14 protein-coding genes are annotated in these 17,424 nt (G+C 62.7%); 9 read left to right on the plus strand and 5 right to left on the minus strand.

All coding sequences use genetic code 11. The features are described from left to right. Nucleotides 1-154: 154 nt before the first annotated feature. The 4 genes from AC1RJY_RS16945 to AC1RJY_RS16960 all read left to right on the plus strand — a co-directional run bounded on the left by AC1RJY_RS16945 (nt 155) and on the right by AC1RJY_RS16960 (nt 5,724). On the plus strand, nt 155-1,117 hold the full coding sequence (locus tag AC1RJY_RS16945) for a carbohydrate ABC transporter permease (protein WP_043806314.1): 963 nt from the start codon (nt 155-157) through the stop codon (nt 1,115-1,117). Between the two features lie 25 nt (nt 1,118-1,142). After that, a complete protein-coding gene (locus tag AC1RJY_RS16950; protein WP_011775982.1) occupies nt 1,143-2,054 on the plus strand; it encodes a carbohydrate ABC transporter permease in 912 nt (303 codons plus the stop codon). A 41-nt stretch (nt 2,055-2,095) separates the two neighbouring features. Further along, the gene (locus AC1RJY_RS16955; RefSeq protein WP_498602787.1) at nt 2,096-3,436 is read left to right on the plus strand and encodes an ABC transporter substrate-binding protein; all 1,341 of its coding nucleotides are present in this window, start codon (nt 2,096-2,098) and stop codon (nt 3,434-3,436) included. 116 nt (nt 3,437-3,552) lie between these two features. Next, entirely contained in the window at nt 3,553-5,724 is a 2,172-nt protein-coding gene (locus AC1RJY_RS16960; RefSeq protein ID WP_498602788.1) for an alpha-galactosidase, read from the plus strand. 119 nt (nt 5,725-5,843) lie between these two features. On the opposite strand, the gene aroQ is transcribed toward AC1RJY_RS16960, so the two are convergent. Further along, entirely contained in the window at nt 5,844-6,308 is a 465-nt protein-coding gene (gene aroQ, locus AC1RJY_RS16965; protein WP_011775985.1) for a type II 3-dehydroquinate dehydratase, read from the minus strand. Nucleotides 6,309-6,422: 114 nt separating this feature from the next. Continuing rightward, entirely contained in the window at nt 6,423-7,607 is a 1,185-nt protein-coding gene (locus tag AC1RJY_RS16970) for a MarP family serine protease (RefSeq protein WP_498602789.1), read from the minus strand. Between the two features lie 236 nt (nt 7,608-7,843). Between AC1RJY_RS16970 and AC1RJY_RS16975 the strand changes: the two genes are divergently transcribed. After that, the gene (locus AC1RJY_RS16975) at nt 7,844-8,521 is read left to right on the plus strand and encodes a Crp/Fnr family transcriptional regulator (protein ID WP_011775987.1); all 678 of its coding nucleotides are present in this window, start codon (nt 7,844-7,846) and stop codon (nt 8,519-8,521) included. 152 nt (nt 8,522-8,673) lie between these two features. Here the strand turns inward: AC1RJY_RS16975 and AC1RJY_RS16980 are convergent, their stop codons facing one another. Genes AC1RJY_RS16980 through sp36 form a run of 3 tightly spaced genes read right to left on the minus strand, consistent with a single transcriptional unit; the run spans nt 8,674 to nt 10,297 of the window. After that, nucleotides 8,674-9,585 carry an NUDIX hydrolase gene (locus tag AC1RJY_RS16980; protein ID WP_498602790.1) on the minus strand — a complete coding sequence of 304 codons (912 nt, stop codon included), beginning with the start codon at nt 9,583-9,585 and terminating at the stop codon, nt 8,674-8,676. 17 nt (nt 9,586-9,602) lie between these two features. Next, nucleotides 9,603-10,139, minus strand: coding sequence for a RidA family protein (locus AC1RJY_RS16985; RefSeq protein WP_011775989.1), 537 nt, complete (start codon nt 10,137-10,139; stop codon nt 9,603-9,605). A 2-nt stretch (nt 10,140-10,141) separates the two neighbouring features. Continuing rightward, nucleotides 10,142-10,297, minus strand: coding sequence for a Sp36 family protein (sp36, locus tag AC1RJY_RS16990; protein WP_011775990.1), 156 nt, complete (start codon nt 10,295-10,297; stop codon nt 10,142-10,144). Here sp36 and AC1RJY_RS16995 point away from each other — a divergent pair. The 4 genes from AC1RJY_RS16995 (at nt 10,296) to AC1RJY_RS17010 (ending at nt 17,354) form a co-directional block, all read left to right on the plus strand. Continuing rightward, entirely contained in the window at nt 10,296-12,623 is a 2,328-nt protein-coding gene (locus AC1RJY_RS16995; RefSeq protein ID WP_014922694.1) for a transglycosylase domain-containing protein, read from the plus strand. The two genes, sp36 and AC1RJY_RS16995, sit on opposite strands and share 2 nt — an antisense overlap. A gap of 2 nt (nt 12,624-12,625) precedes the next feature. Continuing rightward, entirely contained in the window at nt 12,626-13,573 is a 948-nt protein-coding gene (locus AC1RJY_RS17000; RefSeq protein WP_498602791.1) for a metallophosphoesterase, read from the plus strand. A gap of 152 nt (nt 13,574-13,725) precedes the next feature. Then, entirely contained in the window at nt 13,726-15,525 is a 1,800-nt protein-coding gene (locus tag AC1RJY_RS17005) for an ABC transporter ATP-binding protein (RefSeq protein WP_498602792.1), read from the plus strand. Beyond that, nucleotides 15,522-17,354 (plus strand): ABC transporter ATP-binding protein, encoded by a 1,833-nt coding sequence (locus AC1RJY_RS17010; protein WP_498602793.1) that lies wholly within the window; start codon nt 15,522-15,524, stop codon nt 17,352-17,354. The genes AC1RJY_RS17005 and AC1RJY_RS17010 overlap by 4 nt, the downstream gene beginning before the upstream one ends. The last annotated feature ends 70 nt before the right edge of the window (nt 17,355-17,424 follow it).

Consider the following 17,424-nt stretch of genomic DNA (forward strand, 5'->3'; position numbering starts at 1 on the left):
TCGAGTCTCCCACTGCGATCTACACGAGTCAACAGAAAGAACAGTTACGAACATTTCTCACCAAAATATTGCGTCAGCTCTTGCATCATTCGAATCTACTCGTGTAGATTCTCATCCAGTTGTTACCCATATCACAGTCAGGAAAGGGTCGACGATGACCACGCTAACCAAGCAACCGGGCAGGGCCCCCGGGCGCTCCGGGAGTATCCACGGACGCAAGCCCCAGCCCGCCAAACGCAGCATGACCAGCCGCCTCGGCGACCTAAGAATCGCTCTCTTCTTCATCTTCCCGGCCGTCATCGGCTTCGTGGCGTTCTTTCTGATCCCCACCATCCGCGGCATCTACCTCAGCTTCACTGAGTACAGCATCCTGGGCGAGCCCACGTGGATCGGGATCGATAACTACACCGCGATCTTTGCCGACGAACTGTTCTGGAACGCCATGGGCGTCACGCTCCAGTACGTGGCCCTCAACATCGGCTTCCAAACGGTCATCGCCCTTGGCCTTGCCCTGCTGATGCATCGGGTAGCTAAATCCACCTTCATTCGCGGCGCCCTCCTGCTGCCGTTCCTGGTGGCCAACGTCATCGTCGCCCTCCTCTGGTTCTGGATGCTCGACTACCAACTGGGCATCGTCAACGAAATCATGAGCTGGGTGGGCCTCCCCCGTGTGGCCTTTTTCGGCAGCGAACAATGGGCCATCCCCACCATCGCGTTCGTGAACGTCTGGCGGCACATGGGATACACGGCCCTGCTGATCTTCGCCGGCCTCCAATCCATCCCCAACCACCTGTACGAGGTAGCAAACCTCGACGGTGCGTCCCCCACCCGGACGTTCTGGAGCGTCACCATGCCGCTGCTCCGCCCGGTGTTGGTGCTGGTACTGGTGGTGACCGTGATCGGTTCCTTCCAGGTTTTCGACACCGTAGCCGTCACCACCAACGGTGGACCCGTCAACGCCTCCCGCGTGATCCAGATGTACATCTACCAAAAAGCCTTCGGCGAGTCCGACTTCGGGTACGCCTCCGCACTGTCCGTGATTCTGTTCGTCATTCTCGCCCTGGTGGCCTTCGTGCAAATGAAGTTCCTCAAGGGCAATGAATCGGACCTGGACTAAGCCGGATTTGGACTAAGGAACCGCCATGACAACCTCAACCCTGCCCCGCAATGACCGCAAGAAGCCCCTCAATTGGCGACGCATCGGCGCCTGGGTGCTGGTCGCCGTCGCCCTCGCCGTGACCATCGCCCCGTTCCTCTGGATGCTGCGGACGGCGTTGTCCAGCAACAGTGCGCTGGCCTCCAACGCCGGGAACCTGCTCCCGGCCGACTTCAGCTGGGGCGCTTTCAAGCGCGTCCTCGGGCTGCAAACCACCGAAGAGGCTATTGCCGACGGCGGCTCCGGTGCAGCCATAAACTTCTGGCTCTACCTCCGCAACTCCGTCATCTTCGCCACCGTCACCACAGCCGGCCAAGTGTTCTTCAGCGCCATGGCTGCCTACGCTTTCGCACGGTTGCGCTGGCCGGGCCGTAACAAGGTATTCGCCGTGTTCCTGACCACCATGATGGTTCCGCCGATCTTCACGGCCCTGCCCAACTTCCTCATGATCAAGAACCTCGGCCTGCTCAACACCATGGCCGGCATGTCCCTGCCGTTCCTGTTCATGACCCCGTTCGCCATCTTCTTCCTCCGCCAGTTCTTCCTCAGCATGTCCCGCGAGGTTGAGGAAGCGGCAATGCTCGACGGCGCCAAGCACCTGCGCATCTTCTTCCAGATTGTGCTTCCCAACGCCGCCGCCCCCATCGCCACCCTGGCGCTGCTGACCTTTATCGGCCAGTGGAACGAATACTTCTGGCCGCTGCTGGTGGGCCAGGACGAGAACGTCCGGGTGCTCACCGTAGGCCTCAGCGTCTTCAAATCGCAGTCCCCGCAAGGCGCCCTCGACTGGTCCGGGCTCATGGCCGGAACCCTCGTTGCAGCCCTGCCGATCTTCCTGCTGTTCATCGCCTTCGGCAAGAAGGTGGTCAACTCCATTGGATTCTCCGGAATCAAGTAACCCGCACCCCCTGTGAAAGTCACACCCTCGAAAGGTTCGCTATGAAGAAAACCCTCGGCGTCGCCGCTGCTGCCGCCGCCATCGCCCTGACACTGTCCGCCTGTGGCGGCTCCTCCCCTGCCTCCTCCGAGGCCAAGGGTGAAATCAACTATTGGCTCTGGGACGCCAACCAGCTCCCGGCGTACCAGCAATGCGCTGATGATTTCACCAAGGCCAACCCGGACATCAAGGTCAAGATCACACAGCGCGGTTGGGACGACTACTGGACCACGCTGACCAACGGTTTCGTGGCCGGCACCGCACCTGACGTGTTCACCAATCACCTCTCCAAATACCCGGAGTACGCAGCCAAGAAGCAGTTGCTCTCCCTGGATGAGGCCGTGGAGAAGGACGGCATCAAGCTGGACGCCTACACCAAGGGCCTCCCTGAGCTCTGGGTGGGTCAGGACGGCAAGCGCTACGGCCTCCCGAAGGACTGGGACACCGTGGGCCTGTTCTACAACAAGGCCATGACGGATGCAGCCGGGATTTCCGCGGAGCAGATGGCTTCGCTTGATTGGAACCCGAAAGACGGAGGCAGCTACGAGAAAACCATCGCGCACCTGACCGTGGACAAGAACGGTAAGCGCGGCGACGAGGCAGGGTTCGACAAGAACAACGTGGCGACGTACGGCCTCGGCCTAACCGGCAGCGGCTCCGGACAAGGGCAGACGGAGTGGAGCTTCCTGACGGCGACCACCGGTTGGACCGCCACGGACAAGAACCCGTGGGGCAGCAAGTTCAACTACGACGACCCCCGTTTCCAGGAGACCATCGCTTGGTGGGCCGGATTGGTGGACAAGGGTTACATGCCCAAGCTCGAGACCACCGTCGGCGCCAGCATGCCGGACAGCTTCGGCGCAGGGAAGTCCGCCATCAACACCAATGGGGATTGGTTGATTGGCCAGTACAAGACCTACAAGGGCATCGAAACGGCCTTTGCCCCCACCCCGAAGGGCCCCAACGGCGAGCGCGCTTCCATGTTCAACGGCTTGGCCGACTCCATCTGGGCCGGCACCAAGAACCCCGGGGCCAGCGTCAAATGGGTGGAATACCTCGGCTCCACTGCTTGCCAGGATGTTGTGGCCACCAAGGCTGTTGTCTTCCCTGCAATCGCCAGTTCCTCCGAGCTAGCCGCCAAGGCCTTCGCCGACAAGGGCACCGACGTTTCCGCCTTCACCACGCATGTGAAGGACGGCACCACGTTCCTCTTCCCCATCGCGGACAAGGCCGCCAAGGTTGACGGCATCATGAAGCCGGCCATGGACGCCGTGCTCTCCGGCAAGAAGCCTGCTTCCTCCTTGACTGAGGCCAACAACCAAGTCAACGATCTCTTCAAGTAAACCCACCCGTTGCGAGGCCCGCTCTACGCGCCAATTCCTTCGCGAAGTGCGCAGAGCGGGCCTCACAACACCCGAATTAGCCCGGCGCCCATCCAATTCTGAAAGCGACTTCATACATGCATCCGCTCCATCTCCGTTCCGCAGGTACCAGCCTGGTGATCAGCACCCACCGTGGAGAGGCTGAGATAACGCACTGGGGAGCCGATCTGGGCGACACCCTCCCGGACTTGGCCATCCTCAACGAGCCAATCCCGCCTTCGTCCATTGACGCGAACGTGCCCGCGGGCCTCCTTCCCCAGGCGTCGTCGTCGTGGCAGGGCCGGCCGGGACTTCGAGGCCACCGCTTCACGGACGGCGTGCCCGGTTTTGATTTCTCGGTGCGCCTGCGCGTCGTGAGTGCGACGTCGGACGGCACCACAGCGGTGATTGTCCAGGCCGATCCCGACGCCGGCATCACGGTCACCAGCAACCTCACCTTGCACCCGGGCGGACTCCTCGAAGTGAAGCACTCCGCAACCAACCATGGCACGTCGCCTTTCCAGGTGGACGAGTTGGCGACCATGCTCCCGGTGGCGCCGGACGCCGTCGAACTTCTGGACCTGACGGGTCGTTGGTGCCGTGAGCGCCACCCCCAGCGCAGGGCCATTCAGCAGGGAACCTGGGTCCGCACGGGCCGCCATGGACGGACCGGACATGACTCCTCGCTCCTGCTTGCGGCCGGAACAGCCGGCTTCGGCAACAGGCACGGCAAAGTGTGGGCCACGCACTTGGCGTGGAGCGGCAACCACGAGCAGTTCGCGGACAACGTTGCCGATGGCCGCACCATGGTGGGTGGCTCCGAGCTGTTGGGACCCGCCGAAGTGGTCCTGCAGCCCGGCGAAAGTTACACAACTCCCGCACTGTTTGCGGCCTACTCAGACCGGGGACTGGACGGAATTTCCGAGGCTTTCTACTCCTGGTTCCGTTCACGGCCGCACCACGTGGGTGCATCTTCCGGTAAAGCCCGCCCAGTAGTCCTCAACACGTGGGAAGCGGTGTATTTCGACCACAAACTGGACACCCTGATCGAGTTGGCGGAGTCGGCTGCCGATCTTGGAGTTGAACGTTTCGTGCTCGACGACGGCTGGTTCCGCGGGCGCCGCGGCGACCACGCGGGGCTGGGCGACTGGTACGTTGACGAGACCCTCTGGCCGAGCGGCCTGACTCCGTTGATTGATGCCGTGACGTCACGCGGCATGGAGTTCGGGCTGTGGGTGGAGCCGGAAATGGTCAATCTGGACTCCGACATCGCCAGGGCTCATCCCGAATGGATCGTGGGCCCCTCAGCGGTTTCCTACAAAGACGGCGGCCGCCTGCCCCTCGGGTGGCGGCAGCAGCATGTGATCGACCTCGTGAACCCGGATGCGTGGCAGTACATTTACGATCGGATCGACGCCCTGCTGCGTGAGAACAACATCAGCTACCTCAAGTGGGACCAGAACCGCGACCTGCTGGAGCACGGGCATGCGGGCCAGGCTTCGGTGCACGAGCAAACCCTTGCCGCGTACCGGCTGTTCGATGCGCTCCATGCAGCCCACCCAGGGGTTGAGATCGAAAGCTGCTCCTCCGGTGGCGCCCGTGTGGACCTTGGGATCCTGGAGCGGACGGACCGGATCTGGGCTTCCGACTGCAACGACGCCTTGGAACGGCAAACCATCCAACGATGGACCGGAATGGTGGTCCCGCCGGAACTGGTGGGCGGACACATTGGACCCACTACGTCGCACACCACCGGGCGGACGCACGACCTCTCGTTCCGCGCCATCACGGCGTTGTTTGGACACTTCGGCATGGAGTGGGATGTCCGTTCCGTCACCGGGGAGGAGCGTGAGGAGCTCAAGCGCTTCATCGGACTGTACAAGGAACACCGTGGCCTTATTCACAGTGGCCGAATGGTGCGGGCCGATGTGCCGGACGAGTCCCTGATGGTGCACGGCGTGGTGGCTGACGCTCCAACGTCCGGTGCCACGGCTGCTCTTTTTGCCGTGGTGAAAACCCGGACAGGCTTTAGCGAACTACCCGGACGGGTGACCATTCCGGGGTTGGATCCGTGCCGGACCTACCGGGTGGAGTCGATCTTCCCTGCCCCCGGGGACGCCGACTACGGGCACACGTTCACTGAGGCAAAGCCGGCGCCGTGGGTGGATTCCGGGGCTGCGGCTTCGGGACAGTTCTTGGGTGAGGTAGGTCTTCCCATGCCGGTCCTGAACCCGGAGCATGCCATCCTGCTGCGGTTTACGGCCCTCTGACCCTCTCTCACATCCCTCGGGCTTGAACCGGACCCTCTCTCACATCCCTCGGGCTTCCCGGGATCCCTCTCGCAGATAACGGAGGGTTCCCGGGATCCCTCTCGCACCAGAGGAAAGCGTCAGACCGCATCGGCCAGGTACTCGATGGCCAGCTTGTACCCGAGGACACCCGCGCCGACGATGATCGCGTTGCACACGCCGGACAGGTACGAGTGGTGGCGGAACTCCTCGCGCTGGTGCACGTTGGTGATGTGCACCTCGACGGCGGGCAGTTGCACAGCCGCCAGGGCGTCACGAAGCGCCACGGAAGTATGCGTGTAGGCGCCGGCGTTGATCACAATTCCGACGGCGGTGCCTCGCGCTGCGTGGATGGCGTCCAAGAGGTCGCCCTCATGGTTGGACTGAACGCAGTCAACGGTGAAGCCGTGGGCAGCTGCCGCAGTCATGGCGAGTTGCTCGACGTCGGCCAGAGTGGACGTACCGTACTTCTCCGGCTCGCGGGTGCCCAGCAGGTTCAGGTTGGGGCCGTTGATCACAAGGATGGTGCCGCGACCCGTTTCGGTGGCGGGAGTAGCTTCAGTCATGGCTCCCAATCTATAGCGGTGCAGGAGCGCGCGGGAATTGTGCCCGCTACGTGAGCGGCAGCGGCGCGAAAACACCCACGATGCGGGAGAGGACCTATTTACGGGTGCACTGACTTACTTACGGGTGCACTGACCAGCCGAGACAGGGTTGCTGAGACCGGGAGCCTGCGCAGCCACGGGTTCAAGGTCCGCCATGGTGAGCGCGAAGCCGAGAGCGGCATCGGTGGTGGTCTTGGCGAAGATCAGGCCGGCCACCTGTCCCTGCATGGTCAGCAGCGGCCCACCCGAGTTACCCGGCTGGACGTCGCCCGCCAGCTTGTAGACCTGCTCGGGAGAAGGATTGCTGCCATAAATGTCCGGAACCAGAATGGTGGAAATGCCTTGGACAGTGGCTGGCTTGGACTGGAAGGGGCCGCCGTGCGGGTATCCCGCAAAAGCGGCGGAGCTGCCGGCAGGCAGGTCGGCACTCAAGGGCAGCGGGCTGGACTGCAGTCCGTCCACGGCCAGCACCGCGATGTCCCGCTGGGAGTCGAAGTAAACCACCCGACCCGGCAACGCGCCGCCGTCGGGCACTTCCACAACAGGCTGCGACACGCCCGCCACAACGTGCGCGTTGGTGACGACGCGCCCGGGCGAGACAACAAATCCGGATCCGGTCTGGTTCTGCCCGCACTCGAACGCGGTGCCGGCGATCTTGAGGACAGAATCGGCGGCTTGGTTCAGGGCAGGTGTGTCGGTTGACTCGTTGGGAACAGGCACCGGTGTGACAGGCCCGATGCCTTCGATGAGCTTCGGTATTCCGTCGCCGATCACCGTGGACCGCAGCTGAGCCATGGTGCTCTTGACGGGCGTGGGAGTCAGATCGTCGATGTAGCGAATGACGCGGGACTCAGCCAACTGCTGCGAAACGAACGGCACACCCAGCGAGCTGATGCTGAACGCCAACATGGACATCACCAGCGCAGCCACCACCACGCTCACCACGCCACCGATCAACCGGTCCACCGCATGCAGTGGCTTGATTCGCACGGTGTGGCGGACTTTACGCCCGATCATGGTGCCCAAGCCGTGCCCCAAAGCAATAAGCACGACGGCGGCACCCACCGTGGCGGTCAGCCTCCAACCGCTGTCGGTCACCCAGCCGCTGACGAGCGGAACGGCCATGAAGGCCGCGATGGCGCCCACGACGAATCCTGCGATTCCACCCAGCGTGACCATAAAGCCGTTGCGCAGGCCATAGATCAAGTAGGAGAGCAGCATCAGAATCAATGCCAAATCCAATATCGTCAAGCCAAACACCAATGCTCCTCATAGCCGGGTAGCGCTAATTCTAGATGTCCACCCTGACAACCAACCGTTAGTCCGGTCACGATAAGGAGGCGCATATACCCCTGTGAACGGCGTCAGCAGGGGCCGGATGGACCCAAAAAGCCGCGCCATTTCAGCGTTTCACGTGCCAAGTACGTCACAGAAGCTTAAAAATTCTGAAACAATGGCCTGAGCGCCACGACCGAAACTTATATTCAGGAGATTTCATGGACATCGAGGTATTGCGCCGCGCACCCCTCTTCGCCACCCTTGACGACGACGCATTCCGCTTGCTGACGGACGAACTCACCGAGGTGGACCTTTCACGTGGAGCGTCGGTGTTCCGCGAAGGCGACCAGGGTGACCAGCTCTACTTCATCGTTTCCGGCAAGGTAAAGCTCGGCCGCACGTCCCCCGACGGCCGCGAGTCGCTTCTGGCCATCCTCGGCCCGGGTGAGCTCTTCGGCGAAATGGCGTTGTTTGACCCCAGCCCGCGTACCGCAACGGCCACAGCCGTTTCGGAAACCCGGCTGGCCGGCCTCAAGAACGAGAGCCTCAACGCTCTGCTCCGCACGCGCCCCGAGGTTTCCGCGCAGCTGCTGCAGGCTCTGGCCCGCCGCCTTCGCCGCACCAACGACTCCCTTTCCGACCTCGTCTTCTCGGACGTCCCGGGCCGTGTAGCCAAGGCCCTCCTGGACCTGGCGGACCGCTTCGGCCGTCCTGCCACCGACGGCGTCCTGGTAGCCCACGAGCTCACGCAGGAAGAACTGGCCCAGCTGGTGGGCGCTTCCCGCGAAACCGTCAACAAGGCACTGGCCGAGTTCGTCCAGCGCGGCTGGCTCCGTCTGGAAGCCCGCGCCGTGGTGATTTTGGACATGCAGCGCCTCCGCCAGCGCTCCCGCTAAACAGCCACAAAAAAGCCGCCCCGGTGTTTGCCGGGGCGGCTTTTTTCATGTCAAGCCCGAGGGAAGTGAGAGAGCGTCCGTCCCAAACCCGAGGGATGTGAGAGAGCGTCCGCCCCAAGCCCGAGGGAAGTGAGAGAGCGTCGGAGGAAGGGTCAGCGCTCGCGCTGGGGCTCGCCTGCTACGGTTCGGGCGGCTTCGACCTCGAGCATCAGGATTCCGCCCTCGTCCACCAGTTTTGCCTGGTACACGTGCGCTTTGCGTTTGTAGCTCAGGTACGCGATGCAGCCGTTGGCGTTGGCCATTTTTTCGAGCATGATTTCGGAGCCCGGCACCAAGAGCTGCCCGAGGGTGAGGCCCACGGTGTTTTCCTGGCCTATTTCGTCGCCGAGTGCCGGGGTGTCCCTGAGGGCGATGGCTTCGGCAGCGGTAACCCAGCGACCCCAAACCCCTTTGCTACCCAGGATGGTGGGTTGCTGGTTCACGGGGACGGTGGCGGCGAAGTATCGGGTGTTGAAACGCGTGTGCGCGAAGTCCGGGCTGAGCCAGTTCACCAGGGGCTTGAGGAGGTCGGTGCGGACTGAAAGCCCGCGTTTAGAGAGCATCTCCGTGAAGGACTTCTCCTGCGCGGCCACGGCTTCGCGGGCGCGCATCCAGTCGGCAGTGGAATTCGCCTCAACAGTGGAGGAAGCGTCCGGGCCTGCGAGCAGGACACCCGTTTCTTCGAAGAGTTCGCGGATGGCGCCCACCACGTGACGGCGGGCGAGTCCGACGTCGTCCGTTCCCATCTGCTCAGCCCAATGCTGGGGTGACGGGCCAAACCAACCTACGGGGTCGTCGTCGGACGGGTCCAAGGATCCGCCCGGGAACGCGACAACGCCCAACGGCGAGGAACCCGGCCTGTATCCAAGCCAGGTTTCCAAGCCGGTGGGCGAGTCGCGCAACAGCACAACAGAGGAGGCGTAGCGGGCGGCCCTGGGGGTCCGTTCGCCAAGCTCAAGCCAGTTTCGTGCTGCCCCTTCAAGTTCCGGGGGCAGTACGAACAGACGGCGGGCAAGCTGCGGCAATTGGTTGAACCGGTTCCTTAGCTGAATTCAGCGATGAGCTCGACTTCTACGGGAGAGTCGAGCGGCAGGACAGAAACGCCGACGGCGGAGCGTGCGTGCTTGCCGGCGTCGCCAAATACCTGGCCCAGAAGTTCGGACGCACCGTTGATCACGCCGGGCTGGCCGGTGAAGGTGGGCTCGGAGGATACGAAACCGACAACCTTGACGATGCGGGTGACGCGGTCCAGATCGCCGATAACGCTCTTGACGGCGGCCAGTGCGTTGATGGCGCAGAGAGCTGCATAACGCTTGGCGTCTGCGGGATCGACGGTGGGTTCATCGGACGTGCCCAACTCGCCGAGCGACACCTTGCCCGTAGCTTCGAGTTTGCCGTTAATAAATGGCAGCTGCCCGGAGGTGTAAACGTAGTTGCCGGAGACGATTGCCGGCACGTAGTCGGCGACGGGTGCGGCGACCTCGGGAAGGGTCAATCCGAGCTCTGCCAGACGCTGCTCAACAGCAGACGTCGGGGCGCCGGATTCCGCGGCAGACGTGGTTTCTGCGGGGGTTGTCATGATTACTGCTTCTCCCTCTTCAGGTATGCAACAAGGCCTTTGCCATCGGGGCCACCGACAACCTGGACAAGCTCCCAGCCGTCCTCGCCCCACTGGTCCAGGATCTGCTTCGTAGCGTGAATAATGAGCGGAATCGTGGCGTACTCCCATTTGGTCATGACAGAAAGCCTAGCCCTTGCCGGTAAAGTGGAAAACATGGTGACTCGCAAGAACCCACTATTCGACACTGCCACCACCCTCGGAAAGATTCTAGGCTTCCTTGGTGTGAGCGCGATTTGTGGCGTCCTGGTGGCGGGCCTTTTGGTCCCCGCAGCCGCCGTTTCGGGCAGTGCCGCAAGTGGTTCAATTCAGTTCTTTGACACTCTGCCGGCGGAACTTCAGGTGGATCCGCCCAGCCAGAACACCACCATCCTGGCGAAGGACGGTTCACCGATCGCCTCGATCTACGCAGAGAACCGGACCAGGGTCCCGCTGGATCAAATGAGCCCGTTCATCAAGGACGCTGTCATCGCTATCGAGGACAGCCGTTTTTATGAGCACGGCGGCATTGATACCACCGGCATCATGCGAGCCCTGGTAAGCACCGCCCGCGGCAACAAGCAGGGCGCGTCCACCATCACGCAGCAGTACGTGAACAACGTCATCAACGAATCCCTCGTCGCGGCTGACAGGGAAGAGGACGTCAAGCTCAACGGTGGCGGCAAGGGCGTCGGCGACAAGCTTCGCGAAATGAAGCTTGCCATCGCCTTGGAGAAGAAGTTCTCCAAGGAACAGATCCTTGAGGGTTACCTCAACATCGTCTTCTTCAACCGTGACGCCTACGGCATCGAGGCTGCTTCCAAGTTCTTCTTCAGCACCACCGCCAAGGACCTGACTCTTCCGCAGGCCGCCCTGCTGGCTGGCCTCGTGAACAGCCCGTCGGCCTTCGATCCCATCGCCAACCCTGACAGCTCAAAGGTCCGCCGCGACCTTGTGCTGGCCTCCATGGTCAATCAGGGCAAGATCACCCAGGCACAGTACGACGAAGCTGTTGCCACCCCCGTCACCACGCAGGTCACCCCGGCCCGCCAGGGTTGCGCTTACGCCACCATGGCGCCGTACTTCTGTGACTACGTGCTGCACCTGCTCTTCAACGACCCTGCGTACGGTGACACCACGGAGGAGCGGATTAAGCGCGTCCAGCGCGGCGGCCTCACCATCCAGACCACCCTCGATCCGACAGCCCAGAACGTCGCCCAGCAGCAGGTTGACGCGACGGCGGGCGCAAACCCGGACAAGTGGGGCGCGTCCATCGTCTCCGTCCAGCCGGGCACCGGCCAGATCGTGAGCATGGCCCAGAACACTGTTTGGCTGCCTCAAGAGGGCAAGTTCGATCAGACCCAGAACTTTAACGTGGACGTCCTGGACAAGAACGGGAACGACCTCAACGGCATCGGCGGGTTCCAGCCTGGTTCCACGATGAAGCCCTTTACGTTCGCCCAGTGGCTGAACGAGGGCAAATCGATGGAGACCAATGTCAACGCGGCGGTTCGCAAGTATCCCCAGAACTTCCCATGGAGGAACACCTGTCCCACTCCGACCGACGGTTTCTACGACGGTAACGTTCAGGGCAGCTTCGACCTCCAAAACGCCGAGCCGCAGTACTACCGGAATATGACGGTTCTCTGGGGCCTCAAGAACTCCATCAACACAGCCACCTTTGCGTCGGCAGCCCAAGTGGATCTCTGTGGAATCCAGGGCATCGTTGATGCCACCGGCATCCACGGCGGCCTTCCTGCCCGCGATGACACGGGCAAGATCACGGATCCGAACCCGCAGGTTCAGATGACCCGATTGTCCAACCTTATTGGTGCAACGCAGACCGCACCTCTGACCATGGCAGCGTCTTTCGCAACCTTCGCCGCTGACGGCAAGTACTGCGAGCCGATCGCCATCACCTCGGTGAAAGACCAGTCCGGTGCTTCATTGCCGGCCCAGTCCTCCAGCTGTAAGGATGCCGTGAAGCCTGAAGTTGCCCGCGGCGTTGCTTACGCCATGGGCAAGGTTCTGGATGAAGGCTCGGGGTCCTTGATCCGTCCGGCTTTGAACTCCAAGAACTTCCCCGTGGCAGCCAAGACTGGTACCAACGACTCAAACGGCTCCACGTGGGTTGTCGGTTACACCAGCGGCCTGGCTACGGCTTCCTGGTTCGGTGACCCGCTGGGCGATCAGCTTCGTCCGGGACGCAACCTCACGGTCAACGGCAAGTTCTACCCGGCCATCGACGGCTACATGATCGCTGGTCCGCAGTTCACCAACTACATGCTTGCTGTGGCGCCTGCGTACGGAACCAACCCGTTCCAGGCTCCGCCGTCCAACCTGACGGGTGCTCCTACCCCGCAACGGAACAACACCCCGTCCAATACCACCCCGTCGACGGCGCCCAAGCCGCCTGCCACCGGAAACGGCAACAGCGGGAACGGTAACAACGGCAATAAGGACTAGGCATGTCCTTCAGTGATTCATTGGCAAACCGCGTCCGCACCGTCGGGCGCGGTTTCGCCGTCACAGCTGCGGTCGGTACAGCAGCGGGAGCAGCAGCGGCCGCATACGGTTGGTGGGAGAAGGACCAGTTCGAGGTCCGTCACGAAACCCTGCCCATTCTTCCGGAGGGATCCAAGCCGCTCCGCGTCCTGCACCTGAGCGACATCCACTTCGTCCCGGGCCAGGACAAGAAGACGCAGTGGTTGCAATCGCTGGCGGATCTGAAGCCTGACCTCGTGGTTAACACCGGCGACAATCTCAGCCATGCCAAAGCCGTTGATCCCCTGATCCAGGCACTTCGACCACTGCTGGAGTTCCCCGGCGTTTTCGTTCCGGGCTCCAACGACTACTACGCCCCGCGGATCAAGAACCCGGTTGGCTACTTCCGTGGTCCGTCGCGGATGCGAACCGACCCCATCGCCTTGGACTGGCCCAAGCTCCGCTCGGCGTTCGGTATGGGCGGCTGGATCGACCTCACAAACCGCGCCCAGTCAGTGGTGCTGAACGGACTGCGATTCGACTTTTCGGGTGTCGACGATCCTCACCTGAACCGCGAACGCTATGCCGGTTGGCCCCGCGGCACCGTGAATCAGGACGCCCGCCCGCACCTGAAGGTGGCAGTCATCCACGCTCCGTACCAGCGCGTGCTGGACCACTTCACCGAAGCCGGAGCGGACCTGATCCTCGCCGGCCACACGCACGGCGGCCAAATCTGCATCCCTGGTTACGGCGCACTCGTCGCCAACTGCGATCTCCCCAATTGGCGAGCCAAGGGCCTCCACGATTGGGAAAGCGACAGCTTTACGACGCCGGTGAACGTCTCCGGCGGCATCGGCACGTCCCGCTTCGCCCCGGTCCGCATCGCCTGCCGCCCGGAAGCAGTGCTGCTCACACTCACGTCGCGCAGCTAGGGACGGTGGGATCATTACGATCCCCAATAACTGGGTCAAACATTTCACCTTCATTGCGCGGTCCTGTGAAACGAATCACGCCATGGCATAGGGTAGTTGCTACGGGAAACTACCTCCGCACCATCTGAAGATCCAGCTGTTGAGAAGCGGGCATGTCCAAGCAAACGTCATTTTTCACATCCGTCGGCCGCCTGTACCCTCATGTGCGGCCCATCCTCCCCCGACTATTCATGGGGCTCATCTGCGCCCTACTGGCGAGCATCGTCGCGCTGACCATCCCGCAGGTCCTGCGGGTCCTTGTCAACAGCTCCTTGCAGCCCGGCGGTTCCACGGACGCAGTCTGGATTGCCGCCGTCGTGATTCTTGCCTTGGGGATCGCCGAAGCCGGGCTGGTGGCTTTGCGCCGGCAGTTCGTCATCAACCCCGCCACCACGGTGGAAACCCGGTTGCGCGTGACCCTTTACGGCCACCTGCAACAACTGACGGTCGCGTTCCACGACCGCTGGGGTTCCGGCCAGCTGCTGTCCCGCGCCATGACGGACCTGAGCTTCCTGCGCCGCTGGATGGCATTCGGCGCCATCATGTTGGTGGTCACCACCCTGACGGTGATCATCGGCGTCGGTGTGATGTTCTCCATGAGCTGGCAGCTGGCGCTGATCTTCCTTGCAGCGGCCGTGCCGATCATGATCAACTCGTTCCGCTTCCGCCGCCGCTTCAGTTTGGTCACCCGCCTCAGCCAGGACCAGGCCGGCGACCTCGCCACCACCGTGGAGGAATCCGTCCACGGCATCCGCGTCCTGAAAGCTTTTGGGCGGAGCCGCGAAGCCCTTGAGAACTTCAACGGCCAGGCTGAGGAACTTCGTCAGACCGAGATCGCCAAGGCCAAGCAGCAAGCCGGGTTCACGCTGGTGGTCACCTTGCTGCCGGAGCTGGCGCTGGGCGTCGGGCTGGTGGTGGGCATCATGCTTGTGGCTAACGGACAACTGAGCATCGGCGCGCTGGTGGCGTTCTTTGCCACAGCCGCGGTGGTGGCCACTCCCGTGGAGTTCTCGGGCATGCTGCTGGCCATGGCACTGACCGCCAAGACCGCGCTGGACCGCCACTTCGAGGTGATGGACACGGAAAACACCATCACCTCCCCGGACCAGGCCACGGTTCCCGAAACCGTTAAGGGCGCCTTGCGCTTTGAGCACGCAGGTTTCGGGTTCGACGACGGCGGTCGGCTCCTGCGGGACATCACGTTGGACGTCCGTCCTGGCGAAACCATGGCCCTTGTGGGCATCACCGGCAGTGGCAAGAGCGCCCTGTTGCAACTCGTCCCCCGCCTGTACGACGTGACCGAGGGTGCCGTGACGATCGACGGCGTCAACGTGCGGGACTTCGATCTCGAAGCCCTCCGGTCCGTGGTAGCCGTGGCGTTCGAGGACACAACGCTGTTCTCCAGCTCGGTCCGGGACAACGTCCTGCTCGGCGCCCCGGACCCCAGCGATGCCGCGCTGGATGAAGCCCTGGACGTCGCACAGGCCCACTTCGCATACTCACTCCCTGACGGCGTGGACACACTGATTGGAGAGGAAGGGCTGAGCCTGTCCGGTGGCCAGCGCCAACGAATCGCGCTTGCCCGGGCCATCGCAGCCAAGCCCAAGGTCCTGGTGCTGGACGACCCCCTCTCCGCTTTGGACGTCAATACGGAGGAACGGGTGGAGGCCCGGCTGCGGGAGGTCCTGAACGAGACCACCACGCTGATCGTCGCCCACCGGCCCTCCACTGTTGCCTTGGCGGACCGGGTGGCTTTGCTCGAAAACGGGACCATCACCGCCGTCGGGACCCATACGGAACTGCTGGCAGAGAACGACCATTACCGCTACGTGATCGCGAGCCTGGATACCGGCCCGAAGGACCTGGACAGCGAATTGGACGAGCTCGAGAACGCCCAGGAGGCCCGCCGATGAGCTCCACCACTTTTGGAACCGCGAACGAAGACAACACGCTTCTCACCAAAGCGGACAGCAAAGCCGTACGACGCCGGTCACTTGCTTTGCTTGCCTCGCTGATCCGCCCCGTACGGTTGCGTTTCTGGCTGACAATCGCCATGGTGATCGTCAGCCAACTGACCCGGGTAGCGGGGCCTGCGCTGATCGCCTTCGGCATCGACAACGCGCTCCCAGCGTTGCAGGCGGGCGATAATTTCCCACTGGTCCTGGCCGGTGCGTTGTACTTGGCTGCGGCCATCGCCACTGCAGGAATGACCGCCCTTTACGTGACCTCCACTGCGCGCCTGAGCCAGGCAATGCTCCTGGATCTGCGACTCCGCGTCTTCAGGCACACCCAGCGTTTGAGCCTGGAGTTCCACGAGAAGTACACGTCCGGCCGCATCATCGCGCGCCAGACCTCCGACCTTGAGGCCCTCCGGGAACTACTCGACTCAGGAGTAAGCTCGCTGGCTTCGGGGATGCTGTTCATGCTGTTCACGGCTTTCACCGTGTTCGCCTTGGACTGGCGCACGGGCCTGATCATGCTCGCGGCCGGCGTTCCGATGTTCTTCCTGGCCCGCTGGTACCAGAAGCACTCGCAGATCGCATTCCGGGAGTCCCGTGTGGTGTCAGCGCGGCTGATCGTGCACTTCGTGGAAACCATGACCGGTATCCGGGCAGTCAAGGCCTTCCGCAAGGAGCGCGAGAACGCCGGGCAGTACGGCCAACTGGCTGAGGACTACCGCAAGAACACTGTCCGCTCCATCAACCTCAACGGCATTTTCCAACCGGGACTGGTGCTGATCGGCAACGTCTGCGTCGCCGTCGTGCTGTTGTTTGGCGGCTTCCGCGTGTTGAGTGGGGATCTGGCTGTCGGTGTCCTGCTGGCACTGATCCTCTCCACTAAGCGCTTCTTCCAGCCGGTGGACCAGATGGCCATGTTCTACAACTCCTTCCAGAGCGCCCAGGCAGCGCTGGAGAAGGTATCCGGTCTCCTCGAAGAGGTGCCCACAGTCCGTCCGCCCAAGAACCCGGTACCGCTGAAAAGTTCGCGCGGCCAAATCGATTTCAAGGGCGTGACGTTCGGCTACAGCGATGGCAAAGTTGTTGTTCCCACACTGGACCTGCACATCCCTGCCGGTCAGACCGTTGCACTGGTTGGCCAGACGGGAGCGGGCAAGTCCACGCTGGCCAAGCTCGTGGCCCGCTTCTACGATGTCACCTCCGGGGCCATCACCCTTGACGGTGTGGATCTCAGGGACCTGTCCACCACAGACCTCCGCCGTGCAGTGGTGATGGTGACGCAGGAAGCGTTCCTGTTCAGCGGCTCAGTGGCGGACAACATTGCACTGGGTCGGCCTGAGGCGTCACGGTCCGAGATTGAGGCTGCCGCTGCAGCAGTGGGTGCCCACGAGTTCATCACGAGCCTCCCCGAAGGTTACGACACAGACGTCAACAAACGTGGTGGACGAGTGTCCTCCGGGCAGCGCCAACTCATCGGTTTCGCCCGCGCTTTCCTGGCCGCACCAGCCGTGCTGATCCTCGACGAAGCAACGTCCTCCTTGGACATTCCTTCTGAGCGCATGGTCCAGCAGGGCCTCGCGCATCTGTTGGAGGGAGTCGTAGGCGGTAACTCCGCCCGTACGGCGATCATCATCGCCCACCGCCTCTCCACTGTGGAGACGGCTGACAGGGTGCTGGTGGTCCACGACGGACGCATTGTGGAGGACGGAACGCCGGCCGAGTTGATCAGCGGTGGCGGACGGTTTGCCCAGCTGCACGGTGCGTGGCGGGACTCGTTGGTCTGACCCCGGCCCCGTGGCAGCTGTGAGGAGCGACACCACCCCCTCGATTTCGCATCACGGGACGTTTCGGCTA

The sequence above is a fragment of the Arthrobacter sp. GW822-FHT05G07 genome (assembly GCF_058799755.1).